Origin of the sequence: Pseudomonas fluorescens HK44 (genome assembly GCF_000217955.3) — a bacterium.
GTDB lineage: Bacteria > Pseudomonadota > Gammaproteobacteria > Pseudomonadales > Pseudomonadaceae > Aquipseudomonas > Aquipseudomonas fluorescens_AQ.
Genome location: NZ_AFOY02000015.1, coordinates 99,082 through 123,612, shown reverse-complemented (window position 1 = coordinate 123,612; position 24,531 = coordinate 99,082). Strand labels below are relative to the sequence as shown.

The window sequence follows — 24,531 nt, the reverse complement described above, 5'->3', positions numbered from 1 at the left end:
TATTCCTACCCACCAAATGTAGGAACCTCGAGTTTAAATAAAGGAAATTCGGGGCTCAGACCACCTCTTCAAAAATAACAGTGCTTAAATCCGAAAAAAAAGCAGCCGCACCTCCCACACTCAACGTGGAAGAGGTCAGTGGCCCCAAGAGGCACACCGTCAAAACCATCAAACCAACCCCATCGCCACCCGCTGCACCAGCCCATCGGCATGGCAAATCACCCGGTTACGCCCGGTGGTCTTGGCGGCATACAGCGCCTCATCGGCATCGTTGAGCCATTGCAGGGCTTCAGTGTGCATCGGGTCGAACGCGGCCAGGCCGATGCTCAGGCTGACTTTCAACGCCGGATTCTGCTCGTAACCCACCCCTGAAAACCGATCGCGCAAGGCGTCCATTGCCTGGGCGGCGTGGGCCAGCGGCACGTCAGGCAGGATCACGCAGAACTCGTCGCCACCATAGCGCCCGGCCACATCGCTGGCCCGCAGGTTCTGCTTGAGGATTTTGCTCAACTGACGCAACACGATATCGCCAGCCACATGGCCGTACGTGTCGTTGATCATCTTGAAGTGGTCGATGTCGATCAAGGCAATCGCACCGCCCCGCTGCTGGCGCTGACAACGCTGGAACTCGACCTCCAGCGCATCTTTCCAGGCGCCGTGGTTCAACAGCCCGGTGAGGCTGTCGGTGCGACTCAGCGCCAGCAGTTCGCGTTTGTGATTGCCCAGCGTGTGGGCCTGACGAAAGCAGATCCAGCCCAAAACCAAGGGGTAAAACGTCAGCAACGGCAAACAGGCATACAACTGAACAGGGCTGGTTTGAGGGATGAACACGGGAAAGAAGATCAGCAGCCCGACCCCCATGCCCAGCAACTGAGCCACCGTGCCGACGAGCAGAAAACGCAGGCCTCCAATGGCGACGTTGTTCATCGCCATCATCGACAACGTGGCAGTGCTGGGTAAGGGGTTGAACTGCATGGCAGCGACCCAGAATCCGCCCATGAACGCGTCGATCAGAATATTGCGGTGTTCGGCGTGATAAGGCGTGCGCGAGCGGCGCGCCCATTGATAGGCCAGGTGTGGCCAGACAAGGCCGTTGAACAGCATCAGCGCCAACAGCCAATGCGGCGGTTTGAGTGGAACAATCGCCGCGCCCACGCAGAGCAGGCCCAGGATCATCCCCAGGATTCGCGATGTGTAGAGCCTCCTTGCCAGTGAAAGTCCCTTTCCTCCGTTATGGTGCATAAGGGGACAAAGCTCCTCTTCACTATTGACCTGAAACTTCGAGTAACTCAGACAGGGATGTCTGGAAGTCTATCAGGGCGAAATCAAATAGCCATCACCGCCTGGCGGCCCGAAATAGCCCTGTCGGCAGGCCCACTGTCGAAAATTTGACTATAAATGACAAAGGATCTGAACTGGAGCACACCTCTGTAGCAGCCTTCGGCAGCGGCTACGGACTGTGTGAGGCTTGTCATCTGATGAACATTCTCTACGACGAACGCATCGACGGTGCCCTGCCCCCGGTCGACAAGAATGCCTTGCTCAACGCCTTGCGCGAGCAGATGCCGGAGCTGGACATTCTCTACCGCGAAGAAGAACTCAAACCCTACGAGTGCGACGGGCTCTCGGCCTATCGAACCACGCCGATGCTAGTACTGCTGCCGCGTTATTTCGAGCAGGTTCAAGCCGTGCTCAAACTCTGTCACGCCCATCGGGTACCCGTGGTGGCGCGTGGCGCCGGCACCGGGTTGTCCGCAGGCGCGCTACCGTTGGAAAAAGGCGTGCTGCTGGTGATGGCGCGCTTCAATCAGATCCTCCACATCGATCCCGCCGCCCGCACCGCACGGGTTCAGCCGGGGGTGCGCAACCTGGCAATTTCCCAGGCCGTCGCACCGCTTGGCCTGTATTACGCGCCGGACCCGTCCTCGCAGATCGCCTGCTCGATTGGCGGTAATGTCGCGGAAAACGCCGGTGGCGTGCACTGCCTGAAATACGGCCTGACCGTACACAATGTGCTGAAACTGGAAGTGCTGACGATTGAAGGCGAACACCTGACCTTGGGCTCGGACGCGCTGGACTGCGCGGGGTTTGACCTGTTGGCGCTGTTCAACGGCTCCGAGGGATTGCTGGGTATCATCACCGAAGTCACGGTCAAACTGCTGCCCAAACCACAGGCCGCCAAAGTGCTGCTGGCGAGTTTCGACTCCGTGGAAAAAGCCGGAGGCGCCGTGGCGGACATCATCGCCGCCGGGATCATCCCTGCGGGTCTGGAGATGATGGACAACCTGGCCTTGCGCGCCGCCGAAGACTTTGTTCACGCCGGTTACCCGGTGGACGCCGAGGCGATTCTGCTGTGTGAACTCGATGGCGTCGAAGCCGATGTACGCGATGATTGCCTGCGAGTTCGCGGCGTGCTGGAACGGGCCGGCGCCAGTGATGTGCGCCAGGCGCGTGACGAGGCGGAACGGGTGAAATTCTGGGCCGGGCGCAAAGCGGCGTTCCCGGCGATTGGGCGCTTGTCGCCGGATTATTACTGCATGGACGGCACCATCCCGCGATGCGAATTGCCTCGGGTGCTCAAGGGAATTGCCGAACTGGCCAGTGAATACGGCTTGCGAGTCGCCAACGTGTTTCACGCCGGCGACGGCAATATGCATCCATTGATCCTGTTCGACGCCAACCAGCCCGGCGAGCTGGAACGCACCGAAGCCCTCGGCGGCAAAATCCTCGAACTCTGCGTCAAGGTCGGCGGCAGCATCACCGGCGAGCACGGTGTCGGCCGCGAGAAGATCAATCAGATGTGCGTGCAGTTCCACAACGACGAGCTGACGGTGTTTCACGCAGTAAAAACTGCGTTCGACGCCAAAGGCCTGCTCAATCCCGGCAAGAACATTCCCACCTTGCACCGCTGCGCCGAGTTCGGCGCCATGCACGTCCATGGCGGACAACTGCCGTTCCCCGACCTGGAGCGTTTCTGATGCGCACCGAACAGGACCAGGACGCCAGCGCGGAGTTACTGGAGCAGATCAACCAGGCCCGGGAGAACGCCACGCCGTTGCGCATTCAAGGCGCCAGCAGCAAGGCCTTCCTCGGCCGCGAAGTGGCTGGCGAGGTGCTCGACACCCGCGCACATCGTGGCATCGTCAGCTATGACCCGACCGAACTGGTGATCAGCGCTCGCTGCGGTACACCGCTGAAGGAATTGCTGGCGGCGCTGGATGCGGCCGGGCAAATGCTCCCTTGTGAGCCGCCCTCCTTCGCTGAAGACGCCACCGTCGGCGGCATGATCGCCTCGGGGCTATCGGGCCCGCGTCGCCCGTGGGCCGGTTCGGTGCGTGACTTTGTGCTCGGCACCCGGCTGATCACCGGCAACGGCAAGCTGCTGCGTTTTGGCGGTGAGGTAATGAAAAACGTCGCCGGTTATGACCTGTCGCGGTTGTTGACCGGCAGCTTCGGTTGCCTCGGCGTGATCACCGAAGTCTCGCTCAAGGTCCTGCCCAAACCGCGCCAATGCCTGAGCATCAGCCTGGAACTCGACAGCGCCCACGCCTTGAGCAAACTCGCCGAATGGGGTCAGCAACCGCTGCCCATCAGCGCGGCGTGCCATGACGGCCGGCAACTGCACTTGCGGCTGGAGGGCGGCGAAGGTTCGGTCAGCGCCGCCCATCAGCGCCTCGGTGGCGAGGTGCTGGATGCTCAATACTGGGAGGCACTGAATGAACAACAGCTGGCATTTTTCGATGAAGGGCTGCCGTTGTGGCGTCTGTCATTGCCCAACAACATCGGTCCGCTGACGTTGCCCGGCGAACAGCTGATCGATTGGGCCGGTGCGCAACGCTGGTTGAAATCCGAGGCACCGGACATCCAGTCGCTGGCCGCTGATCTGGGCGGCCATGCCACCTGCTACAGCCACGGTGTCAGCGATACGCCGTTCCAGCCGTTGGCGCCGGCGCTGTTGCGCTATCACCAACAGCTCAAGGCCCAACTCGACCCTCAGGGGTTGTTCAACCCTGGCCGGATGTACGCGGAGTTCTGAAGCATGCAGACCACCCTCAGCGAACAGGCCAAACGCCTGCCCCGCGCAGCAGAGGCCGAAAGCATTCTGCGCACCTGCGTGCATTGCGGGTTCTGCAACGCCACCTGCCCGACCTATCAGTTGCTCGGCGATGAACTGGACGGCCCGCGTGGGCGGATCTACCTGATCAAGCAAGTGCTCGAAGGCCACCCCGCCACTGCCCAGACCCAATTGCACCTGGACCGTTGCCTGTCGTGCCGCGCCTGCGAAACCACCTGCCCGTCCGGGGTCGATTATCACAACCTGCTGGACATTGGCCGCGCGGTGGTCGAGCAGGCGGTGCCGCGCTCGGCGAGCCAGCGCGTGTTGCGCCAGGGCTTGCGGGCGATGGCGCCGAACCCCGGACTGTTCAAGGCCTTGTTGCAAATCGGTGCAACCTTCCGACCGCTGATACCGCGCGACCTCGAAGCCAAACTCCCGCACGACGTGCCGCCAGCGGGAGAATGGCCAACCACGGTGCATGCGCGAAAAGTGCTGATGCTCGAAGGCTGTGTGCAGCCGGGTTTGTCACCGAACACCAATGCCGCCGCCGCGCGGGTGCTCGACCGACTGGGGATCAGCGTCAGCACCGTTAGCCAGGTTGGATGCTGCGGGGCGCTGGACTATCACCTCGACGCTCAGGAACAGGGGCTCAATCGTGCCCGCCAGAACATCGACGCCTGGTGGCCCGCCCTGGAAAACGGCGCCGAAGCCATCGTGCAAACCGCCAGCGGCTGTGGTGCGTTCATCAAGGATTACGGGCATTTGCTCAAGACCGATCCCGCCTATGCGACCAAAGCCAAACGGGTCAGCGAGATGAGCAAGGACCTGGTGGAGATCCTGCGCGACGAACCGCTGGAACGGGTGTGCGCGGCCACTGAACGACGAATCGCCTTCCACTGCCCGTGCACCTTGCAGCACGCGCTAAAACTCGGCGGTGCAGTCGAAGAACTACTGACCCGCCTCGGTTTCAACCTCACCAGCGTGCCCGACAGTCATCTGTGTTGCGGCTCGGCCGGGACCTATTCATTGACCCAACCAGTGCTCGCCCGGCAACTGCGCGACAACAAGCTCAACGCTCTGGAGAGCGGCCGGCCGGAGCTGATCGTCACCGCCAACATCGGTTGTCAGAGCCACCTCGCCAGTGCGGGACGGACACCTGTCCGGCACTGGATCGAGCTGGTGGATCAGATGTTGCGCTGATCGCAGCAGTCGTTTGCAGAATGAAGTTCAGAAGAAACTTCGTTTGTCAGCCAAGCCTGCGCCGAACAGAATCGGCCTACTCCACTGTCACTGCGCCGGGATTCGTGTTTATGAGCAACCACAACGTCGTCAGCCCAGACCTGATCCGCCAACGCTTCTCGCGGGCGATGTCAGACATGTACCGCGAAGAAGTGCCGTTGTACGGCGCCTTGATGGAACTGGTGGCGCAGACCAACGCCCAGGTGCTCGACAGCGATCCGGCGATTGCCCGGCAGTTACGCAGCACAGGCGAAATCGAGCGCCTGGACCTGGAACGCCACGGGGCGATCCGCGTCGGCACTGCGCAAGAGCTGGCGACCCTCTGCCGCTTGTTCGCGGTGATGGGCATGCAACCGGTCGGCTATTACGATCTGACGCCGGCCGGAGTGCCGGTGCATTCCACGGCGTTCCGCGCCGTGCATGAAAGCTCGTTGCAGGTCAGCCCGTTCCGCGTGTTCACCTCGCTGCTGCGCCTGGAGCTGATCGAAAACCCCGAGCTGCGCGCGTTTGCCGAATCGGTGCTGGCCAAGCGTTCGATTTTCACCGCGCAGGCGCTGGCACTGATCGAGCAGGCCGAACAACACGGCGGACTCGACGAACAGCAAGCCTGGGACTTCGTCGAACAGGCCCTGGAAACCTTCCGCTGGCACCACCGCGCCACCGTCACCGCCGCGCACTACCAGCAACTCAGCGCCCAGCATCGATTGATCGCCGACGTGGTCGCCTTCAAAGGCCCGCACATCAACCACCTGACGCCGCGCACGCTGGACATCGACATCGTGCAGGCCAAAATGCCCGAACACGGCATCACCCCCAAAGCGGTAATCGAAGGTCCACCACGCCGTCAGTGCCCGATCCTGCTGCGCCAGACCAGTTTCAAAGCGCTGGATGAACCCATTGCCTTCACCGATCAACAGCAGGCTCACGGCAGCCACAGCGCCCGCTTCGGTGAAATCGAACAACGCGGTGCCGCGCTGACACCTGAAGGTCGCGCGCTCTACGACCGCCTGCTCAACGCCGCTCGCGATGAACTCAAGGACTTCCCCAACGAAGCCAACGCGGCGCGCTACAACAGCCTGATGGAAGAGCATTTCAAGGCCTTCCCGGACAGCTACAGCGAAATGCGCGAGCAAGGCCTGGCCTACTTCCGCTACTTCGTCACTGAAAAAGGCCTGGCGGCCGATAGCGATGAATTGGCGTTAGCGTCTTTGCAAGGCTTGATCAAGGCTGAGTACATCCGCGCGGAGCCGCTGGTGTACGAAGATTTTCTGCCGGTCAGCGCAGCGGGGATTTTCCAGTCGAACCTCGGTGACGCCGCGCAAACCCACTACGGCGAACACTCCAACCGGCAGGCGTTTGAACAAGCATTGGGGCGGTCGACTATTGATGAACTGGCGCTGTATGCCGATACGCAGCGGAGGTCGATTGAGGAGTGCTGCGACGCGCTTAATGTGCCGCCGCTGAGCTGATACGTCGGCGGATCGTCGTAGAAAAATGCCCGTCAGTTAATGTAAATCTTGGGGCTGGTGGGCATTTGTGGCGAGGGGGCTTGCCCCCGCCGGCCGGTCCGCGTTCGGGCGAAGCAGTCGTAAAACCGACGGATGTATTTTTCCCGATGCAATGCGATCACCGATTTCAGGGCCGCTTCGCAACCCAGCGGGGGCAAGCCCCCTCGCCACAGGTTCTGCGTGTGGGTGATGGCGACCTTGGGTTTAATAACGGTCAGCCAAGGAAATGCATTCTGTAAAACGAAGCACGCCTCGTGTGGGAGCGAGCCTGCTCGCGATAGCGGTGTGACAGTAAACATTGATGCCGAATGTAAAACCGTCATCGCGAGCAGGCTCGCTCCCACATTTGATCTTTGCTATTTCGAACCTTGTGTTCGCTTAACTGTCGGGCATTAACCTCTGGATCGCCCATTTCTTTCACTGAGTTGCAACGCCCCTCCCCTCACTTCGCCCCACTGACAATGATCTTCCCAATCATCTGCGGGTGCAGCGTGCAGTAGTATTCATAGGTCCCCGGCGTATTGAACTGATAGGAAAACTGGTCGTTGGTGTCGAGCGCCGGTGAATGGAACACCTTGTGGGTTTCCATTATCGTATGGATTGTTTGATCGTCGTTGACCCAAGTCACCTTGGTGCCCACCGCTACCGTCACGTCCTTGGGAGCAAACATGAACTCTTTGATATCGATTTTGGTCCCTTCCGCCCACGCCGGAATCGACACCATCAGCCAACCCAAGGCCAGAACCCGCAGTAAATGCTTCATGTCAGCGCCTCCCCTAAACGAGTGTTGAATCGATCAGTGCCAACGGATGATCGCCCTGCGTCGCCTTGACCTCGGTAATCCCCAGGTAGTTGCGCAGTTGATCGGCTGCCACGGTCATCGGTCCTGGTGCTGGCCCAACACCGGGTGCGGGTTGCGGGTAAGCCGTGCCGCGTGCGGTGTGGAAGGTGATGTTGCCCTCGACCTTCTGGATAACCTGGTGAATGTGGCCATTGAGCACCGTCACCGAACCGTATTTGCGCAGCATGGCGATGGCCTGATCGCCGTCTTCGGTGCCCCAGCCCCATGGCTGATAGATCGTCCACAATGGAATGTGGGTGAACACCACAACCGGGGTGCTGGTGCTCACCGCCTTTAAATCATCCTGCAGCCAGGCCAGTTGCTCGGCACCGAGCGTCGCCTCGTGGCCCGCCTGGAAGTTGAAGACGTTGACCAGCGCGATGAAGTGCACGCCGTGGTCGTCGAAGCTATACCAGCCGTTGCCTTTGGTGCCTTTGCCATAGCGCTCGAGGTAGAGCTTGCCGCCGCCCTCATCGAGGGTGTCGTGCTCGCCCGGAATGTAGTGCACGGTTGAAGGCAGGCCTTTGAGCAAATGCGCGGCGGCGTCGAACTCCTCCGGTTTGGAGAGGTGGGTGATGTCGCCTGTGTGAAGGATCAGCGAAGGCCTTTTCGGCAGCGCGATAACTTTGTCGATGGCCACCTGCAAGGTCTTCAGCGGTTCGGGATTGGCTTCCTTGTTGAAACCGATGTGCGAGTCGCTGATTTGTACGAAGTGGAAGGTGCTGGCCAGCGCTTTCGGGTCCTTCACCTGGCCATCTTCGCCCAGGGCGAACGCTCGCGGAATGCCGCCGCTCAATGCCCAGATGACACCGGCACCCGCCCATGCCGAGCACTTGAGCAGGTGTCTGCGGTCGGGGTCCAGGGGGCCGTCTGTACGTTTTTCATGGGTTGCCGAACGAATGTTCATGGGAACGCCCTCGTAGCGGTCTACATTGATGAACTGACAGATGTACAACCGAGCCGGTCGGGTTTTTATTCCCGGAAAAAAATATTTTTCATTCCGGGGAATAAAACGCAGCGAATCCGGGTTATAGGGGGCAAAGGCTGGGGCACTATGAAGCGATTTGAGGAGCTGCTTGCACCGCATATGGATGCCGCTTACAACCTCGCGCGCTGGCTCACCGGCAGTGACAGCGCGGCACATGATGTGGTGCAGGAAAGTGCGTTCAAGGCGTTTAAATTTTTGCATCGCTTTGCCGATGGCAATGCCAAGGCCTGGTTCCTGACGATCGTACGCAACGAGAGTTACAACTGGCTAAAGGGCTCGGCCAGCCATCGTTGGGTCGCTATCGGCGATGAAATCTCGCAAGACAACGTTGCCCTGAGCCACAGCCAGACACCGGAACTGCTCGCCATGCAGGCCGAAGACGCCGCACGGGTTCAACAGGCACTGCGCGCCCTGCCCCCGGCCTATCGCGAAATGATCGTCCTCAAGGAATTGGAGGACATGCCTTACAAGGACATCGCGAAGGTGGTCGACATACCTCTGGGAACCGTCATGTCGAGACTGGCCCGGGCTCGCACCATGCTCAAGCTGGAACTACTGAAGTTGCAAGGCCATGAATGAGATCAACTGCACGGTCTGCCACGAATTGATTCATGGCTACCTGGACCATGAACTGGATGCCACGACCACTGCGAACGTTGCCGGGCACCTGTCGCACTGCGCCGACTGCCAACGCGCGCATGACGAAATGCAACGGCTGATCACCAGCGTCAAGGCCCATGCGCCCTATTACGCGGCGCCCAATGCGCTGATTCAACAAGTCTTCATCAATCTCCCGTCGCCGACCTCTCCCTGGCAAGCCTTGAGAGACGTCTCGCGAAAGTGGTTGGCGCCGGCGTTTTCCGCGGTCGCGCTGGCCATGGCCCTGGTGTTGTATGTGGCCACGCCTTCGCCTGAGCAACCCTGGCTGGAGGAAGCAGTGTCCAGCCATGTGCGCTCGCTGATGGCTGAGCACCTGAACGATGTCGTATCCTCCGACCGGCACACGGTCAAACCCTGGTTTACCGGCAAGCTGGATTTCTCGCCACCGGTGTCCGACTTCTCGGCACAGGGTTTCCCGTTACTCGGCGGGCGCCTGGATTATCTGCAACATCATACGACCGCTGCGCTGTCTTACGGGCGAGCGAAGCACATCATCAACGTGTTCATCGTGCCGACGACAGAAACCGATCAGCCCCGTAAAAGCCAGTCCATCCGCGGCTACAACGCGGTCGCGTGGCAACACAATCACATGCGTTTTATCGTGATATCCGATCTGGAAAAAACCGAACTGGAAGTCTTCAGCCAGTTGCTTGAACAGGGTGCTTTTTAACGAGAGTGTTACTTGAAGGCTATCGGAGCGATGAGGCGCGTCATGACATGTTGTTTATCGCACCTGAAGAAAGGTGTTCGCCCAGTGTTATGGCCTGGCAATCCATGCACCGGTAAAGAGCCCCGACACTGGGCGAACGGGGGAATTTTAATGCAACGCAAACGTTCTGTCCGTTGAAAAATTCTGAACTAATCTGGACACCCTGTTTCCGCCAAATTGTTTGTAACGAAAAAAAACGAACCAGTCCGATCAGAATTGCGTCCCTGAGCAAAAGCGCAAAGATACCGGGCGACGCCCTGGATCAGTACCCGGTCATTTCCAGATACCCGTTGCCGGCATGGCTGCCGCTCAACTGCACCGGCCCCTCCCAGTAGGGAATGCGCAAATCCATCCAGGCCCGGGGGTTCAACGCGCTGCTGGTGATGTCCAGGCCTTTGCCCGGAACCTTGATTGACCAGCGTGTCGGCAAACTCCGGCCGGCCACCTTGGAAGACTCCAACGGCGTGAGGCTGATGTCGTCTCGCGACAGTCGCAGCGTGCTGCCGTCCGGGTTGATCCAGGTGCCGGTCAGGTACGCCGCCCCTTCCTTCTGCCGCACCCGAAACACCATCAACTGCGCGCCACTGTCCAGGTGCAGGGAAAACCAGTCCCAACCGGTCTGGTTCGCCGTCAGCGGCTGGCTGCTCCACTCACGATCGAGCCACGCCGGTCCACTGACCTGATACGTTGTGCCGTCGATTTCCAGGTTGCCGCTGGCCTGGAAGAACGGCTGGCTGTAGTAGTACGACGCCTGGCCCTGTTCGGATTTTTGACTGAAACCCTGCTCGCCTTGCAGCACCAACGGCCGACTGGCAGTGAGTCGCAGCCGATAGTTGAAGCCCTTGCCGCTGGCCTGCATCTGCATTTCGGCCAAAGGGTTCGCGGTGTCGGTTTGAGTGCTCAGGCGCCAGTCATCGATCCACGCCGCAAACGGTACGCTCTGAACCCCGGCCTGGCCGACGCCACCGCGAGCATAACGCTCGGCGGCGTGGTGAACGGTCGCCGACGTCACCGCCGCATGACCGAGCCAGATGATCTGGCTGGCCCAGCCCGGCTGCTCGGGCCCGGCCTTCAGCGCATTGCGAAACAGCGTCCACTGCACGCCGAATTCCCGGCCCTGTCCATCCTTGAGGTTGGCGGTGATATACCACCACTCGACGCGATAACCGTCATGGGCACCGTGATCGGCCGGGAAGCTGAATACCCGGCCCGGCGTCACTTGCTTGAACGCCGCCGCTTCACTGCCCAGCCCGGCGAAACTTTCGTTGTGCGTCGATGAGTCATCACAGCCGGCCAATAACAGTAACAGCACGCCGACGGCCTGGTTAATCCTCATGGGCAAAGCTCCTCAGCAGGTCCGCCGGTTGCGTGCGATAGAGCTTGAACAATGGCCAGGCCGAGGCCAGTAACGTCGCCAACATCGCCAGCCCCATCAATTCCATGAGTTGCAGCGGGAACACTCGCAACGGCAGACGCCAGCCAAACGCCTGAACGTTGATCACCGTGTCCAAGCACCAGGCCAGCGCCAACCCCAAGGGCAACGCTACCACCAATGTCAGCAGAGCGAGCAACCAGGTCTGCCCAAGGTTGAGCACCATCAACTGTCGCCGCGTCACGCCCAGCGCCCACAACGGCGCCAGTTGTCCGAGCCGGCTCTGACTCTGGGTCAGCAAGCTGATGAACAGCGCCACACCGGCCACGCCAAGGGTCAGGCTGTTGAGCGCCGCCGTCGCAGCGAAGGTCCGTTCGAACACCTGCGTCGACCAGCCCTTGAGCCGCGCTTGATCAACGATGCGGCTGTCGTCCAGGGCAAAGCGCGATTGCAGCGCCGTCAGCAGCGCCGGGATTTGTGCTGGCTCGACACGCAGGTTGAAGCGACTCGGCGTCAGTTGCGGCCAGTAACGCAACAGGTGTTCGGCGTTGACCAGCAAGTGCCCCTTGGGGTTGCCGTAGTCGGCATAGATCCCGATCAGTTGTGGTGACCACGTGCCTTGTGGCGTGGGAATGCTCAGGTGGTCGCCGAGTCGTAGTTTGAGTCGACGGGCCAGTTGTTCGCTGAGCATCACGGTGTCGTGCGCCACCAACTGATCCCAGGGACGCTCGCCCAGTGCTTCAAGTAACGGCCAATGCTCGCGATAGGTCGGATGGTCGATCACTCCGTAAAGGTCCGCCGGCCAGCCCTGCAACGACACTGCAACCTGCCAGCTCGGCAACATCGCGTTGAGCTTTTGTTCCGGTAGCCACTGCTGCAGTTCTGTGGCTTGCGCCGGGTTCTGCGGGTTGACGTATAGCTCGGCGGTCAACCGTTGCTCCAGCCAATCACCGAACGTCTGGCGAAAACCGGCTGTCATGCTGCCGGCACCGATGTTGGCCGCCAGCGCCAACAGCAGCGCCATCAAGGCCAGGCTCAGGGCCGGCAGCTGCTGACGGCAATCGGCGAGAAACCATTGCCCCAGCACCGACCGGCTGCGCCGCACGAGCCGATTCAATACAGCGTCGAGCAGCACCGGCAAACTCAATGCGGCACCGATCAACAACGCAGCCATCAGCACAAAACCGCTGGCCAGGCTGTCACCCCACAGCAACGCAGTCAGGCCGATCGCCGCAGCGACTGCCGCCACCCAACCCTGACGCCGCAACCAGCGCGCGTGAGCCTGATGCCAGGCTTGCGGGTTGGCCAACGCCAGCAACGGCAGTTGCGCCGCCCGCAGCAAACTGTTGGCGCCGGCCAGCAGTGCGCCGAGCAGGCTTACGCCAAGCCCGCTGAACCACCACAATGGGCTGAGGCTCAACTGCCCCGCCACTTCGGCGCCATACAAACCACGCAAGCTGGCAGCAACGTCCGGCAACAGCAGGCTGGCCAACAGGTAACCGCTGACCACCCCGGCCATCCCGCCGAGCAGTGCCAATCCACCCAACTCAAGACTCAGGCAGAAGATCAGCCTCCGCACACTGACGCCACAGGCGCGCAGAGTTCTGAACAACCCGCGACGTTGCTCCAGCGCCAGGCCGATGGCGGCGTGAACGATGAACAAGCCGACCACGAACGACAAAAAACCCAGCGCGTCGAGGTTCAAGTGAAAGCTTTCGGTGAGCCGTGCCAGATTGTTTTCCTCGCCGCTGCGCTTGAGCTGCAACTGCCCCGTCAATTCGGTGGACAACTGAGGCTCGGTGGCAGCGAAATCCCTGGGCAACAACAGTCGCGACACCTGTGCCGGCAAACCCAGCACCTGCTGGGCAACTCCGATGTCCACCAGCAGCACGCCGGGAGCCATGTCGACCTGGCTGTGCAACGGCGGCAAGGTCTGCCCGTTGAGGCCTTGCGGTTGGTCGCCCTCACGCAAACCGAGCGCCTGCAAGGTTGACGGGGCAATCCAGGTACGGCCCGGCGGGCCGACAAAATCGACCATCTGTGCCATGTCGAGGTGTTGTCCGGCCAGCGCCGAAGCGCTGGGTAACGACAACGGTTCGATGCCCATCAGTTGTAAACGCAGGTCTTCATGCCCCTTGAGTTGAAGTCGCGCCTGCAACACCGGTGACACCGGCCAACCCGCCCGGCGCAGGTTGACGAACAACGCCTGAGAGAAGGTCGCGCCATTCGGCGCACTGAGGCTGGCCTGGGGTTCACCGCCAATCAACTGACTGGCGCGAGCGTAACTTTCTCGCGCCTGACTGTTCAGCGCCTGCACCCCGGTCAGCAGGCCGGTGGCCAGCCAGAGCCCGGTCAGCACACTGAAAAACTGCACCGGATGCTGTCGCCAATGACTGAGCAGCGCTCGCAAGGTTTCGCGCAAAACGTCCATATCAGCGCTGGCCTGCGTCGACCAGACGTCCACCGTGCAACAGCACTTTTTCGGCCAGCCGTGCGGCGACCCGTGGACTGTGAGTGACCATCAACAAACTGCTGGGGCTGTCATCGAGCAGTTCCAGCAGCAAGTCGAGTACCTCGTCGCTGGTGTGTTCATCGAGACTGCCGGTCGGCTCATCGGCCAACAGCAGACGCGGACGCGACGCCAGTGCCCGCCCCAGAGCAACCCGTTGCTGCTGGCCACCGGACAACTGCTCCGGATAACGTTGGAGTAAATCCCCCAGCCCCAGCCGCGCCACCAAGTGCGCCTGCCAACGCAGGTCATGACGCCCGGCCAAGCGTGCCTGAAATGCCAGATTGTCCTCGACCCGCAGGCTGCCAATCAGGTTGTACTGCTGGAACACCAGGCCGATTTCAGTGCGCCGCCAATTTGCCAGTTGCCCTTCGTTCATCTGCTCGAGGCGCTGATCGCCCATGCGGATGCTGCCGCGATCGATCTTGTCGAGCCCGGCAATCAAGTGCAACAAGGTGCTCTTGCCACTGCCCGACTCACCCATCAGCGCCAGGCTGCTGCCTTGCGCCAGGTGCAAGTCGACACCTTGCAACACCGCCAACGGACCTTGCGCAGTGGCATAGCTTTTGAACACGCCGTGCACTTCAAGCATGGGAACGCTCGTTAAACAAAAGATGAGATCAAGGATAGCGGACAGGATTGAACGCCCAAGTCTCCCCTTCGCGCAGGAGTTGGTGCAGCCTGCGATCTTTTGACGTTCCGATGGCCCCCGGAAAGATCGCAGCCTTCGGCAGCTCGTATGCGCTGGTGTTCCCCCCAGCTCCTACGGAATGCCGGCGGCAACGGCCGATGGCGCCTGGTCGGGTGTCACGATGGTCTTGAGGTCAATATGACGCCATGCAGGCTTCGCCCCCAAACCGCGCATTAAAGCGCCCCGCCATAGCAGAAAGCTTCTTTCAGCTGCTGAAACGGGAGCGGATTAAGCGGAAGATCTACGACACCCGGCAGGGTGCTCGCGGTGATGTGTTCGATTCCATCGAGATGTTTTACAACCCAAAACGCCGGCACGGGTTCAGCAACCAGCTATCCCCGGTAGAGTTTGAAAAGCGACGTTTATTGAGCTTGGAAAGTGTCTGGAAAATCCGGGGCGATTCAGTGGCTGATTGCATAGTGCTGCTACAGTGATAACACACGTCGAGTAAAAGGCAGAGCCGGATTGGCGCTACCAGTCTTGGGGGCGCCTAGTGTGCGCTGTGAAGTGTGACTAGAAATGACTGATCGATCAGGGAGGATCTCCTGGATGAGTGGCGTGCTAGTGAGAGTCGATTGGACGTCCAGGCCGAAGTGAGTCCAGGGCTGGCTGATTATGTGATCGCGGATTACCGTCGTGGCAAGACGAATGTGGAGAGCCTGCGAAGCGCCTACTGCTGCAGATAAGCGCTTACAAGATTTTATGAGATTGGCTGTGCCACGGCCGGCGGCTCATATTGCGCATTGACCTCCAAGGGGGTGAATTCGATGAAGATGTATTTGAGCAAAGTTGGCAAAGACGCCTGGGTCGCGCTCCTTGCAGTCTGTTCTATTGGCTTGGCGGCCTGCTCTCGCCGGCTGAGAAGGCCAGCAAGTATTACGAGAAGGGTCTGGCGCTGATGGTTCAGGGCGACTTGCTCAAGGCTCTGGCACTAGGAGAGCTGTCAATGTGGTGCGAATCATCGAAGCTGCGGTGCACCGCTGATGGATCATTCAACGCTGATAAGTTAATTAATAATTATATTTTCATTGCCTTTTTATTGTTTGATAGATAAGCGTTTTGGATTCTCAATTTAATGAGGTCTAATGATGATATTCGAACCCAGCAGTAGCCGCTCCATACTCCAGCGACGAAGCAGTACCAGTAACGCCATTCAGGCCGGTCTCGATTTTGTTGCTGTGATCGGTGTCGCATGGTATTTGATCGATTATCATATCGGCTTTATAACGCAGGCTTATGTCATCATGCTCCTGTTGCTGCTTGGGGCGTTGGCCGTCGTGTACGACCATTATGCTATTTACCGAAGCAATGTTGGATTTACCGTCAAAGCATTTAAGCTTTTAAAGGCGTGGCTTGCCGCTTTTGGCTTTCTCGTTGTCATGGCCTTTCTTACCAAACAAAGTGAACAGTACTCGCGTTTATTGGTTGCGCAGTTATTTATTGTTGGATATTTCGCTCAGTTGCTTTTGCACCTGGCGATACTCGAAGTGCAGAAGAAACTCTTGACCCACCCGGATCATTTGGAAGCCGCTCTTATTATTGGCTCGGGGGAGCTGGCGAGCTTCCTTCACCAGAAAATAAGCAATAATCCCTGGCTGGGTGAACGGGTGGTCGGTTGTGTGTTGATTGGGGCGGGCGATGATCGGGGGAAGGAGGGCTCAGAAAGCACGCAACGTTTGTCGATACTGGGTAATATCTCCGACCTTGATGAGTTAATCGTGCGACATTCCATTCGTACCGTATATTTCGTTACACCTCTGGATGGCTCGGAGGTCATTAAGGATGTTTACTTAAAGCTGCTTGATAAGCACATTGCTATTAATTGGGTGCCTGACATTTTTTCACTGCGCTTGATCAATCACAGCGTTCGTGAAATTGCCGGTATTCCCGTGCTGACTTTGTCTGAAACTCCGCTGATGGGGATGCGTCTATTTCTGAAGAATATTGAGGACAAAGTCTTGGCTTTTCTCATCTTGCTTCTTGCGGCTCCATTGCTGGTGGCTATAGCGATTGCCATCAAGATCGATAGCCCTGGACCGGTGTTCTTTCGACAGGAGCGCATGGGGTGGAGTGGAGTTTTTCGTATCTGGAAGTTCAGAAGCATGGTCGTCCATCAGCTGGAAGACGGCATCGTCAAGCAGGCAGAAAAGAATGACCCGCGCATGACCAGGGTTGGAGCCTTTATTCGGCGAACTAGCCTGGATGAGCTACCACAGTTGTTCAACGTTTTGATGGGGGAAATGTCCCTGGTGGGGCCTCGCCCGCATGCTATTCAGCATGATGCGCAGTACTCGCATGGCATCGCAGACTACTTTGCGCGTCACAATATCAAGCCAGGCATCACAGGCCTGGCTCAGGTGCGTGGCTTTCGCGGTGAAACGAGAGATATAGAGCAGATGATTCAGCGTGTTGAGTCTGACATTGAGTACATCAACAACTGGTCGCTCTGGCTCGATTTCGTCATTCTTCTGCGAACTCTGTTTGCCTTCACCGGCAAGCGAGCCTATTAGCCAGTCTTGTAAGCGACCCATAAACCACACATGGCAAAAAACCGATGTGGGCATTTAGCACGAGATCGTTGGGGAACAGTTCCACGGCAGCAAGGCTTCGAAGTCTTCTACCGAAGTAGCTTGTGGCAGGCGTTCAAGTATGTGGCGCAGCCACGTATAGGGCTCCTGGCCGTTGGCTTTGGCAGTTTCGACCAGGCTGTAAATTTGCGCGCTGGCAGTGGCACCCTTGGGCGTGTCGCTGAACATCCGGTTTTTACGACCGATCACAAAGGGCTTTACCGCTCGCTCGGCCCTATTGTTATCAATGGGCAGAATGCCAGCCTCGATAGTACCGGGCCGAATACCGCCACCTTGATATCCAGTTCGACCAAGGCTGCGAGGCCTTCAAGGGATTTTCGGAAGGCTACGGGCTTGGGGTAGAGACAGACTTTTTCGACTTTAGCGTCGAGACGCATCATGACGGGCTGGCTCCAGAGAGAGATGGGAGCACAGCATCGGGGATCAATTGCCGGTTTTGAATGTGGGGCTCATGGCGCGGTTACGACCGAGAGGAGCTTCAGTGGGCCAAGAACTGAAGCAGTTGGCTATTTTTGCAGCGGCTCCCTTGCAAAACGTCTACCTCGCATCTTTAATACTTCTAGAGTCGAGGATATTACTGAATATTTCCCCGCTGAATGAGCCTTCCACATAAAAACTGGAAGTATTGCTTGAATTTACCAATTGATATTTTTTCTGGCTTAACCAAAAGGCAAGTTAAAAAGAGTGCCGGAAATGAAAGCGTATTTAGCGGTGCCGATCCGAAAACTCATATCTCCCTCAATACGATTTGAGCTAAGAAAAACTGCAGCCTGGCTGCGAGACATACTTGGGCGAGCCTGTTTCTGGCGCTGGGAAATTGTCAGATTCAAGCTGCGCAAAGACAGTCCTTACGACATCCTCTATGTTGGAAGGAGAGCACAGCGGGAGATGGCCAAGGTTCTCATGGGGGTGGAGTCTCCTGTGGCCGACAGCAAATCGGAATCGGATAAATCGAACCGTACGGTTCTGGTCAGTGAAATGCCAACCTTGGGCGCGTTGTATGTGCCTCACTTTCTGAGTGCTATCGTGCCGCTGGGTCGCTCCATTGACGATATTACGGCGGGATACGATAGTAAGTTACGTCGAAACATACGCAAGAACCAGTCGCGCTACCGAATGAAGCAGGCGCTGACGGATGACGAAATTGAAAGAGCCGACAGGGAAATGCTTCAACCCTATGCCATCGCAAGGCATGGCACTGCCGCCTCGCAAATTGCCCCACATGAAGTGTTAAGGATAGCAAAGACTGTCGGCCGGCTCGATCTAATACTATTGGAAGACGACATTGTTGCATGCCAACTTGCGTGCGTAATTACTCGGGCCGGAAAGCGCTACTGGAGCATGATACGTGCTGGCTATCCTGAGGCGGTTTTTTCAGATGCCAAAAGGCTGAATGAAGTCAACTCGATCACTACATTTATGGAGCTTGAGTGGGCAATAAACAATGGCTTTGACTATTATGACATCGGTACTTGCCTGGCCCGTCCAGACGATGGACTTCTCGAATGGAAAAGAAGACGTGGCGGTGATGTTGATACGCTGGGTAACCACGCTTATATGTTTGTCCGACTACCCAAGGTGGGTGCAGCCCAACTCCTTTGGAATACACCGTTATTTGCTGTCGAGGAAAAAAAACTGACACTTCATCTTGGCTTGCCGGACGGGAAAAACGATGAGGAAGTGGCGACTCGCTATATTAACATGGGGTTTGGCGGGCTATACAAAATTTATCTCTACTGTGCCAAGAGCCCAAGCGAACTTCTTCTCGACAGGTTACGTAGTCGTTATGCTCATTTGAAGTCCCCGCCCATTGTGGAGAGGATTATATCTACCTGAGCAGCTTTCTGATGTTAAAAAAATGCAGTTTAGGCGCTTGCGCCATTTACTGTTTTTTGTAGAGGCGGATGAGAGTGAACATGATATGTCGGAATTACGCGTATTAACGAGCAGCAACCGAACAACATGGAGCCTTGCTGCATACCGGCATATTGTAAGAGCGCGGGTTATGCGAAAGCCGGCGGAAACCCCGCAAAGTGCAGCGGTGAAAACCTGGGATATCGCGCCTGGCGAAACATCAATTTCTCCGCCGGCTTTTTTCCTGCCCAATCAACTCGAACGTGTGACAGGATGGGAGGAAGAACGCTTTTTTCCTTACGAACACCCCCGTCGTACAATGGAAGGAATAGGCAGCGTTAATCATGGTCCAACACGGGGCCACCTGCTTAAAGATGTATGGCTGATAGATGGAACACTCTACAAGGGCAACGCAAAATCCTGCTTATCTCCCAGATCTGGTTGGCTTCCAAAAATCTCCGTGGAAACCGAGATGGAGCGCGGGGCGATTTACTGTACAGCAGGTGGAAACAAATGGTTTGGCTCCTGGCTGATGGAAGACTGTGCAACTTACCCATTAGCATGCGACGAAGGAGTTCCGGTGACGATCGCGCCATCCACCAGGTTTCCTCTATTTCCCCAGGCTCCCGAATATGAGGACTGGCTTGGCATAACACCGGTTCGTTTGCGCAATGCGTTTTTTCGTGAACTCGTGATATTCGATGATCTAAGTCAAAATCGAAATAGGCATTTACGCTTTCGCGCGATGGGTGAAAAATTAATGTCACACGTAAGGTACAGCTCTCACCCCGGAGTTTTCATTCTGCGAGGCGGCAACGGTGAATTGCGACTGTTACACAATGAAATGGAACTCGCTGAACGTCTGCATAACCGCAGAGGTTTTCGCATTCTCGACCCTTCGAAAACCGATGTTCCGACCATCGTAGCGACTTGCGCTGGAGCAAAAACCGTGGTGGGGGTCGAGGGGAGTCATCTCGTGCATGGTGTCAATGTACTTCAGCCTGGTGGCTCACTGCTGGCTCTGCAGCCCCCGAATCGTTTCATCTGTTATTACAAGTATCTAACGGATCGCGATCACCAGAATTTTGGCTTTGTGGTGGGAACGCCAGAGGGCGATGGCTTTACAATCGACCCTGATGAGGTTGAGCGCACTCTAGACCTATTCCCTTCATGAAGACTTGATCTGAACCACGCTCCTCGTGCCAAGGTCGAGCCCCCATTCCGAGTGATCAAACGCCAATTTGGGTATCAGCAACGTGCCTTGGGTCAAATTTCAATCGGCAGGGAGGGTCAGTTTTCCGTAAGCGCTCCATGCATCCGGAAAAGCCTGAAGCTATTTCATGCGGATAGAGTCCGCTTGATTGATGACTGACGTGTTTGCCGTGACGTTATTTTGACGAAATTACACTGATTTTCTATTTATATTTATCGTGGCGACGTACTATTGACGTAGCAGCTATGTGCCTACTATGCTCAATTTTACTTGATAAAGATTCCTTCGTCCGACAAAAGAATACTCCTCTGCTCAGGGAGGGGATGTTATGCACCTGACACTTTTTATTAAATCCGTTTTGTTATTAATGCTCCTGAATGGTGCGACTGTTTCTAGTGCTCAGGCGGCCAGTTTGGTCTATAAATCTAGTTGCATGAGCAACTCTGGCGAGGATTTAGGGCCTCAACTAGGCATGCTGGTCGAAGAGCGCGCGGGTGGCGCGCTGTTTATTTTTAGAAACAGCATTGACGTGCCTTCGTCTCTTCCAGGTGGCAACGCCATTGGCTTTCACACCGACTTCTCCGGTGATTCTGACACGCAGAGCATTGCTACCAAGGGCGTGCTTAACAATAGGGTCAACGCTCTCGGTGAGTGGGTCAGCTTCCTTGGGCCGTGCGCCAATGCTTCTTCATTTAACAGTTTAATTGCGGCGCTTGCCAATGGCCAATTCAGGGTTGGTCGGCATGTCCAGGGTATAGGTCTGGCTGGGACAGCCAATTCTTATATCAATCAACGGAGTGCGGTACCGCTTCCTGCGGCAGCATGGTTATTTTCTTCCGCGCTGTTTGGATTTATCGTGTTTGCCAATCGACGGAAGGTGTAGGTAGTACTTTCGTACAATGCCTCCCCATGATCGGATCGCTGTAACCGAACCAGTTCTGCAACAGATGCACGCGCAGCATCGCCATCAACGGAGAGGCCGGACGAGCCGCCTTCACCCTTCGGGTAATGTATTTCAGGGTTTCCTTAATGTAGGCGCATCTCTGCAGATCAGCGTGCGCAACAAGAACATTGGATTACCAACCACATAGCGACTGAATAACCGCTTTGGCTCAATCATCAGCCTGAATACCCACTCACAACCGAGACGACGCACCCATTGCGGAGCCCGAACAACCTTGCCACCGAGAAAATCCAGGATCGCCCCGCCGCACACTATCAGGCATGGCACGCCGCTGGCAGCTAGTCTGGCAGCAACGGCTTCTTGCCTGGGCATGCCCATGCCCAGCACAACCAATTCTGGCTGCAGTTGCTGGGCAAGGTTGATGTAGGCATCCACCTCAGCAAAACCATGGTGAGCAGAAACTACATTGACCGCAAATGCCGCTTCGCTACGCTGCACCGCATTCGCTAGAAAGGGCTCTGCAGTGCCCCAAAAAGCCACGCGCCGGCCCTTGAACGCGGCCAGTAATTTGGGGATAAAATCCGTGCCATTCATATTTAGCCCCGGCACTAAGCCGAGTCGGCGAAACAGGATAGCCATGCCGGAGCCGTCCCGTAGTAACACGTCAGCAGCGGACAGCGCGTTATAGTAATCGGTGTTGCCCGCCACCAAGTTCATGGCAAAGGCATTGACGAATCCAAGTACTGTCGCCGCCTCAGGCTTGGATAAAGCATCAATCAATCCTTGCTCATCAACGAGATCACTGATCACCCTGAGTTTCTGGATAATCGTTTGCCAGTTGTGCTGCCAGGCAAAAGCGCGCATTAATTGTCATCTCGCTTCGAACGCACCCACTCAACTTGGCGCTTAAGCAAAAAGCCTAGATACAGGGGTATTTTTTTCACCGCGTAGAACGGCGCATACAACAAGGCTGAAAAAGATATAATCTCGCGACCAAATTGGCTCCATGCCAGCAAGACAGTCACATTCAATATTGCCACCCCGGCAGAAGCGATTAATGCTGGAGCCAAAGTTCCACACAGCATAAACACCAACCATGACAGACTAAAAACAGCACCCAACGCTAAAGTCAATAAGGCCAACGGAGGGACCAATAAATCCAGCGTCATCGCCAGGAGGTTCCAGTTACGCCGTCTGATCGACTCTACAAACAACTTTGGCGCATCACCAAGGATTACCCCCAGATGACCATGCTCCCAGCGCGTACGCTGGATACTTAAGCCTTCATCACTGCGCGGAAAATAACTGGTCACCAGGGCATCGGGGCAAAACAAAGGCGGCTTACCGCTGCGGCAGAAATCGAAGCCCATCTTCAAATCTTCGACGATGTGGCCACTGGCTAAATCGATCAAAGCCAGATCCCGCCAGACGAAAGCCATTCCCGTACCCATTAACTGACAGGGCAAACCAAGCCAAGCCCAACCTTGCGGCCGCACCAGATTCTTCACACGCCAGGCAAACTCGGCAAACCGCACTTTTAGCCCGGAACCTGCTGGAGCACGCATTAAATTAAGTGCCTGCGTTGGCCGCCCTGAGTCGATGCAACACATTGCCAAACGCTCAATGAAGCCCTCGCCCACCTGGCAATCGGCATCGACAACGATCATGACGTCCGGCGCATCACTCGCTAAATGACGCACCCCAAAGTCCAGCGCATAACCCTTGCCACACTGCTGATCATTGCTGCGCTCCACCACCTCGGCGCCCGCCGTGCGGGCCAGCGCGGCCGTGTCGTCAGAACAGTTGTCCGCCACCACCAATAAGCGATCGCCCTCTAGCAACTGCGGCCGAATGGTATTTAACGTCGCGACGATCATCGAGGATTCGTTGTATGCCGGTACCAACACCGCCACCCGCAGCCGCGATCTTTGCGCCGACGAGCGCAACCGCACAGGCAGGCAGGCCAGCAGCACCTGCAAAAACAGCACTAACACCGGCAGGACTATGAGCACCAGCAGTGTGCTGAACAGCCAATCAAGTAAGGTGATCATGCTTGCGCCCTAAACAAATTAGCCAACTTGGCCGCTTCGGTATCGATATCGTGTCGCTCCAGCACTCTCTGATAAGCCGCCTCGCCCATCCGCTGCAACACCTCGACGGGTTGCGCGAGGCAGTCCGCCAGCACCGCCGCCAACTCATCCACAGCTCCAGCGGGAAACAACCAACCGTTCTCACCCTGACGCACTAACTCGGGAATGCCCGCCACATAGGTCGTCAGTACTGGCCGGCGCAAGGCCATGGCCTCCATAATTACCACCGGCAAGCCCTCGGCGAAGCTCGGCAACACCAAGGCCCGCGCCGCAAGAATTTCCGCCCGCACCTGCTCACTGCTAATCCAGCCAGTGATTCGCACCTGCGCTTGCAAGCCGTGCAGTGCAATCAGGGCTTCGATTTGCGCACGTATTTCCCCATCGCCGGCCAGTACTATCTCGAACACCACGGCTTGCGCTGCCAGGATACGGGCGGCCTCAAGCAACAACAGTTGGCCCTTCTGCTCACACAAGCGACCCACGCAGACCAACCGCGGTACGGACGGAACGGCAACTGCAGGTACATCGTGAAACGCCCGCTCCAGACCACAATGCACCACCTTTACCCTTGCCCAGTGCGCATGAGCTACCCAGCGAAACAGCTGGCTGCGCCCATAAGAGCTGATAGCCGCGACAAAAGCCGCGCGCCGAACTTTCTCGCCCAAATGAATAAACTGCGGTTTGTCGAACTCTTCCGGGCCGTGCACCGTAAAACTGTACGCTGGCCCGCCGAGTGCATTGGCCAGCATCACCACCTCGGTTGAGTTAGTGCCGAAATGCGCATGCACATGCTCGGCGCCGAACGCCTGCAACCAAAACAGCAGGCGGCATGCCTCGGACAAATAGACCAAATGGTACGGCCAGGGCCGATCGGCATGCCGGCTCATACGTAGCGCCAGCCACAACGCCGAAAAAAAGCGTCGCGGCTGGGCGCGCAGTACCTGCAGCACAGGCACTAACAGCTCTTTGACTCCGCCCTGCAGCACATAGAAAGTTTTACTGCGCTCGGACACGTCCTCGGCATCCACCAACTCGGCATCCCAACCACGCAGAGCAATGCGCTGCACCACAAAGCCCTGGCGCTCTAACGCCAAAATCTCGCGACGAATGAAGCTATGGCTGACTTTGGGGTATTGATTGATCAAATAAGCGATACGCATAGGAACCAGCTTAGATGTCGTCGCAGTGAATTATTACTACAGGTAATTTTACAGTAGTACAATTATCAAGAACGTCAACAAGCACCACGGCGTTTGTTCCGATCCTTGCATTTTCTCCGAGCAATACCCCACCTGGAATTTTCGCTCC

General features: G+C 57.4%; 21 protein-coding genes and 3 pseudogenes. 12 read left to right on the top strand and 12 right to left on the bottom strand.

Features of this window, described 5'->3' with window-relative positions; translation table 11 throughout:
* Nucleotides 1-168: 168 nt before the first annotated feature.
* Entirely contained in the window at nucleotides 169-1,242 is a 1,074-nt protein-coding gene (locus tag HK44_RS13320) for a diguanylate cyclase (protein WP_019691015.1), read from the bottom strand.
* 236 nt (nucleotides 1,243-1,478) lie between these two features.
* Between HK44_RS13320 and glcD the strand changes: the two genes are divergently transcribed.
* The 4 genes from glcD (at nucleotide 1,479) to hglS (ending at nucleotide 6,765) form a co-directional block, all read left to right on the top strand.
* Nucleotides 1,479-2,978, top strand: a complete 1,500-nt coding sequence (glcD, locus tag HK44_RS13315) for a glycolate oxidase subunit GlcD (RefSeq protein ID WP_019691016.1) — start codon at nucleotides 1,479-1,481, stop codon at nucleotides 2,976-2,978.
* Nucleotides 2,978-4,036 carry a glycolate oxidase subunit GlcE gene (gene glcE / locus HK44_RS13310; protein WP_019691017.1) on the top strand — a complete coding sequence of 353 codons (1,059 nt, stop codon included), beginning with the start codon at nucleotides 2,978-2,980 and terminating at the stop codon, nucleotides 4,034-4,036. Before glcD ends, glcE begins: the two co-directional genes overlap by 1 nt.
* 3 nt (nucleotides 4,037-4,039) lie before the next feature.
* The gene (glcF, locus tag HK44_RS13305; RefSeq protein WP_019691018.1) at nucleotides 4,040-5,257 is read left to right on the top strand and encodes a glycolate oxidase subunit GlcF; all 1,218 of its coding nucleotides are present in this window, start codon (nucleotides 4,040-4,042) and stop codon (nucleotides 5,255-5,257) included.
* A 110-nt stretch (nucleotides 5,258-5,367) separates the two neighbouring features.
* Nucleotides 5,368-6,765, top strand: a complete 1,398-nt coding sequence (gene hglS / locus HK44_RS13300) for a 2-oxoadipate dioxygenase/decarboxylase HglS (RefSeq protein ID WP_019691019.1) — start codon at nucleotides 5,368-5,370, stop codon at nucleotides 6,763-6,765.
* 481 nt (nucleotides 6,766-7,246) lie between these two features.
* On the opposite strand, the gene HK44_RS13295 is transcribed toward hglS, so the two are convergent.
* Nucleotides 7,247-7,567, bottom strand: coding sequence for a cupredoxin domain-containing protein (locus HK44_RS13295; protein WP_019691020.1), 321 nt, complete (start codon nucleotides 7,565-7,567; stop codon nucleotides 7,247-7,249).
* Nucleotides 7,568-7,580: 13 nt separating this feature from the next.
* Nucleotides 7,581-8,552, bottom strand: a complete 972-nt coding sequence (locus tag HK44_RS13290; protein ID WP_019691021.1) for a metallophosphoesterase family protein — start codon at nucleotides 8,550-8,552, stop codon at nucleotides 7,581-7,583.
* A gap of 147 nt (nucleotides 8,553-8,699) precedes the next feature.
* Between HK44_RS13290 and HK44_RS13285 the strand changes: the two genes are divergently transcribed.
* Both HK44_RS13285 and HK44_RS13280 read left to right on the top strand, forming a co-directional pair.
* A complete protein-coding gene (locus HK44_RS13285) occupies nucleotides 8,700-9,212 on the top strand; it encodes a sigma-70 family RNA polymerase sigma factor (protein ID WP_019691022.1) in 513 nt (170 codons plus the stop codon).
* Entirely contained in the window at nucleotides 9,205-9,963 is a 759-nt protein-coding gene (locus tag HK44_RS13280) for an anti-sigma factor family protein (protein ID WP_019691023.1), read from the top strand. Before HK44_RS13285 ends, HK44_RS13280 begins: the two co-directional genes overlap by 8 nt.
* 301 nt (nucleotides 9,964-10,264) lie before the next feature.
* Here the strand turns inward: HK44_RS13280 and HK44_RS13275 are convergent, their stop codons facing one another.
* From HK44_RS13275 to HK44_RS13265, 3 genes are read right to left on the bottom strand one after another with little or no spacing between them, the layout of a single operon-like run.
* Nucleotides 10,265-11,338 carry a lipocalin-like domain-containing protein gene (locus tag HK44_RS13275; RefSeq protein WP_019691024.1) on the bottom strand — a complete coding sequence of 358 codons (1,074 nt, stop codon included), beginning with the start codon at nucleotides 11,336-11,338 and terminating at the stop codon, nucleotides 10,265-10,267.
* Nucleotides 11,328-13,805 carry an ABC transporter permease gene (locus tag HK44_RS13270; protein WP_019691025.1) on the bottom strand — a complete coding sequence of 826 codons (2,478 nt, stop codon included), beginning with the start codon at nucleotides 13,803-13,805 and terminating at the stop codon, nucleotides 11,328-11,330. Before HK44_RS13270 ends, HK44_RS13275 begins: the two co-directional genes overlap by 11 nt.
* Before the next feature lies 1 nt (nucleotide 13,806).
* Entirely contained in the window at nucleotides 13,807-14,475 is a 669-nt protein-coding gene (locus tag HK44_RS13265; protein ID WP_019691026.1) for an ABC transporter ATP-binding protein, read from the bottom strand.
* Nucleotides 14,476-14,759: 284 nt separating this feature from the next.
* On the opposite strand from HK44_RS13265, the pseudogene HK44_RS13260 reads away from it, so the two are divergent.
* The 3 genes and pseudogenes from HK44_RS13260 to HK44_RS13250 all read left to right on the top strand — a co-directional run.
* Nucleotides 14,760-15,008: pseudogene (locus tag HK44_RS13260) on the top strand (IS3 family transposase); the annotation flags it as partial.
* Between the two features lie 302 nt (nucleotides 15,009-15,310).
* Nucleotides 15,311-15,628, top strand: coding sequence for a hypothetical protein (locus HK44_RS13255; protein ID WP_019691028.1), 318 nt, complete (start codon nucleotides 15,311-15,313; stop codon nucleotides 15,626-15,628).
* Between the two features lie 34 nt (nucleotides 15,629-15,662).
* The gene (locus HK44_RS13250; protein ID WP_024264915.1) at nucleotides 15,663-17,084 is read left to right on the top strand and encodes an undecaprenyl-phosphate glucose phosphotransferase; all 1,422 of its coding nucleotides are present in this window, start codon (nucleotides 15,663-15,665) and stop codon (nucleotides 17,082-17,084) included.
* Between the two features lie 54 nt (nucleotides 17,085-17,138).
* Here the strand turns inward: HK44_RS13250 and HK44_RS13245 are convergent.
* Both HK44_RS13245 and HK44_RS13240 read right to left on the bottom strand, forming a co-directional pair.
* A pseudogene (locus tag HK44_RS13245) lies at nucleotides 17,139-17,411 on the bottom strand (transposase domain-containing protein); the annotation flags it as partial.
* Nucleotides 17,360-17,542 carry a hypothetical protein gene (locus HK44_RS13240; protein ID WP_019691031.1) on the bottom strand — a complete coding sequence of 61 codons (183 nt, stop codon included), beginning with the start codon at nucleotides 17,540-17,542 and terminating at the stop codon, nucleotides 17,360-17,362. The pseudogene HK44_RS13245 and the gene HK44_RS13240, both read right to left, overlap by 52 nt.
* 313 nt (nucleotides 17,543-17,855) lie before the next feature.
* Here HK44_RS13240 and HK44_RS13235 point away from each other — a divergent pair, with 313 nt between their 5' ends.
* The 3 genes from HK44_RS13235 to HK44_RS13225 all read left to right on the top strand — a co-directional run bounded on the left by HK44_RS13235 (nucleotide 17,856) and on the right by HK44_RS13225 (nucleotide 21,112).
* Nucleotides 17,856-18,998, top strand: a complete 1,143-nt coding sequence (locus tag HK44_RS13235) for a hypothetical protein (RefSeq protein WP_019691032.1) — start codon at nucleotides 17,856-17,858, stop codon at nucleotides 18,996-18,998.
* Nucleotides 18,999-19,083: 85 nt separating this feature from the next.
* Nucleotides 19,084-20,190, top strand: a complete 1,107-nt coding sequence (locus HK44_RS13230; protein WP_024264913.1) for a glycosyltransferase 61 family protein — start codon at nucleotides 19,084-19,086, stop codon at nucleotides 20,188-20,190.
* Nucleotides 20,191-20,557: 367 nt separating this feature from the next.
* Nucleotides 20,558-21,112: a hypothetical protein gene (locus HK44_RS13225; protein ID WP_019691034.1), complete on the top strand. Its 555-nt coding sequence runs from the start codon at nucleotides 20,558-20,560 to the stop codon at nucleotides 21,110-21,112.
* Between the two features lie 2 nt (nucleotides 21,113-21,114).
* Here the strand turns inward: HK44_RS13225 and HK44_RS13220 are convergent.
* The 4 genes and pseudogenes from HK44_RS13220 to HK44_RS13205 all read right to left on the bottom strand — a co-directional run.
* A pseudogene (locus tag HK44_RS13220) lies at nucleotides 21,115-21,246 on the bottom strand (transposase); the annotation flags it as partial.
* A complete protein-coding gene (locus HK44_RS13215) occupies nucleotides 21,245-21,997 on the bottom strand; it encodes a WecB/TagA/CpsF family glycosyltransferase (RefSeq protein ID WP_019691035.1) in 753 nt (250 codons plus the stop codon). The gene HK44_RS13215 and the pseudogene HK44_RS13220, both read right to left, overlap by 2 nt.
* Nucleotides 21,997-23,184, bottom strand: a complete 1,188-nt coding sequence (locus HK44_RS13210; RefSeq protein ID WP_019691036.1) for a glycosyltransferase family 2 protein — start codon at nucleotides 23,182-23,184, stop codon at nucleotides 21,997-21,999. Before HK44_RS13210 ends, HK44_RS13215 begins: the two co-directional genes overlap by 1 nt.
* On the bottom strand, nucleotides 23,181-24,383 hold the full coding sequence (locus HK44_RS13205) for a glycosyltransferase family 4 protein (RefSeq protein WP_019691037.1): 1,203 nt from the start codon (nucleotides 24,381-24,383) through the stop codon (nucleotides 23,181-23,183). The genes HK44_RS13210 and HK44_RS13205 overlap by 4 nt, the downstream gene beginning before the upstream one ends.
* Between the last annotated feature and the right edge of the window lie 148 nt (nucleotides 24,384-24,531).

Coding starts and splice junctions, on each gene's coding strand:
- glcE (WP_019691017.1), top strand. CDS start 2,978: ATGCGCACCGAACAGGACCAGGACGCCAGCGCGGAGTTACTGGAGCAG.
- HK44_RS13205 (WP_019691037.1), bottom strand. CDS start 24,383: ATGCGTATCGCTTATTTGATCAATCAATACCCCAAAGTCAGCCATAGC.
- HK44_RS13320 (WP_019691015.1), bottom strand. CDS start 1,242: ATGCACCATAACGGAGGAAAGGGACTTTCACTGGCAAGGAGGCTCTAC.
- HK44_RS13215 (WP_019691035.1), bottom strand. CDS start 21,997: ATGCGCGCTTTTGCCTGGCAGCACAACTGGCAAACGATTATCCAGAAA.
- hglS (WP_019691019.1), top strand. CDS start 5,368: ATGAGCAACCACAACGTCGTCAGCCCAGACCTGATCCGCCAACGCTTC.
- HK44_RS13295 (WP_019691020.1), bottom strand. CDS start 7,567: ATGAAGCATTTACTGCGGGTTCTGGCCTTGGGTTGGCTGATGGTGTCG.
- HK44_RS13290 (WP_019691021.1), bottom strand. CDS start 8,552: ATGAACATTCGTTCGGCAACCCATGAAAAACGTACAGACGGCCCCCTG.
- HK44_RS13210 (WP_019691036.1), bottom strand. CDS start 23,184: ATGATCACCTTACTTGATTGGCTGTTCAGCACACTGCTGGTGCTCATA.
- HK44_RS13235 (WP_019691032.1), top strand. CDS start 17,856: ATGAAAGCGTATTTAGCGGTGCCGATCCGAAAACTCATATCTCCCTCA.
- HK44_RS13230 (WP_024264913.1), top strand. CDS start 19,084: ATGTCGGAATTACGCGTATTAACGAGCAGCAACCGAACAACATGGAGC.
- HK44_RS13285 (WP_019691022.1), top strand. CDS start 8,700: ATGAAGCGATTTGAGGAGCTGCTTGCACCGCATATGGATGCCGCTTAC.
- glcF (WP_019691018.1), top strand. CDS start 4,040: ATGCAGACCACCCTCAGCGAACAGGCCAAACGCCTGCCCCGCGCAGCA.
- HK44_RS13270 (WP_019691025.1), bottom strand. CDS start 13,805: ATGGACGTTTTGCGCGAAACCTTGCGAGCGCTGCTCAGTCATTGGCGA.
- HK44_RS13240 (WP_019691031.1), bottom strand. CDS start 17,542: ATGATGCGTCTCGACGCTAAAGTCGAAAAAGTCTGTCTCTACCCCAAG.
- HK44_RS13275 (WP_019691024.1), bottom strand. CDS start 11,338: ATGAGGATTAACCAGGCCGTCGGCGTGCTGTTACTGTTATTGGCCGGC.
- HK44_RS13225 (WP_019691034.1), top strand. CDS start 20,558: ATGCACCTGACACTTTTTATTAAATCCGTTTTGTTATTAATGCTCCTG.
- glcD (WP_019691016.1), top strand. CDS start 1,479: ATGAACATTCTCTACGACGAACGCATCGACGGTGCCCTGCCCCCGGTC.
- HK44_RS13250 (WP_024264915.1), top strand. CDS start 15,663: ATGATATTCGAACCCAGCAGTAGCCGCTCCATACTCCAGCGACGAAGC.
- HK44_RS13265 (WP_019691026.1), bottom strand. CDS start 14,475: ATGCTTGAAGTGCACGGCGTGTTCAAAAGCTATGCCACTGCGCAAGGT.
- HK44_RS13280 (WP_019691023.1), top strand. CDS start 9,205: ATGAATGAGATCAACTGCACGGTCTGCCACGAATTGATTCATGGCTAC.